Raw genomic sequence first — 512 nt, 5'->3', positions numbered from 1 at the left:
AGTTCCTGCAGCTGTTTGGACGCTTCCCGGGTAGCTGGGCAACTGCTGATGAGGATGACTTCCGGGCTGACATTGCGCGCCGGTACAAGGCCCTGGCCTCACCAGAGGTCGCCGGGGACCTTCCTGCTGGCCGGGAATAGGGTTCTAAGCCCGTCCGCTGTTACAATCTGGTTACACTTCAACTGTGTACAAGTCCGCCTGATTAGTGTACAATACTTCTATCAAATGCGGAAAGGGTTACGATGAAACGGTATGAATCGACGCTGTTCTCCCACGATGTTGAGCGCAAGCTCTTCACCGCTGAGGCCGCCGAGCTGGCTGCTTGTGGTCAAGCCCTCTTCGAGGCGCCTGTCAAGGGTCACCCGACCGTGGGTCTGACCATCGTCTCTGTCAACACCGGCGATACCGCCGACTTCCTCGTCGAGTACGTTCACCGCAACGCCGACCGTGACATCGACTACTGGCGCCTCACGCCGACGCGCGCCACCGTTGATTCCCACCCTGATCTGCAC

General features: G+C 59.0%; 1 protein-coding gene. It reads left to right on the top strand.

Annotation, left to right across the window (positions count from 1 at the left end):
- Nucleotides 1–242: 242 nt before the first annotated feature.
- The coding region (locus AC3DEV_RS16750) for a hypothetical protein (protein WP_488372826.1) at nucleotides 243–512 on the top strand (270 nt) is incomplete at its 3' end.

This window comes from Dietzia sp. IBK-p2-15D (assembly GCF_057773105.1).
The sequence above is the reverse complement of the archived record's forward strand: the minus strand, read 5'-3'. Positions and strand labels throughout refer to the sequence as shown.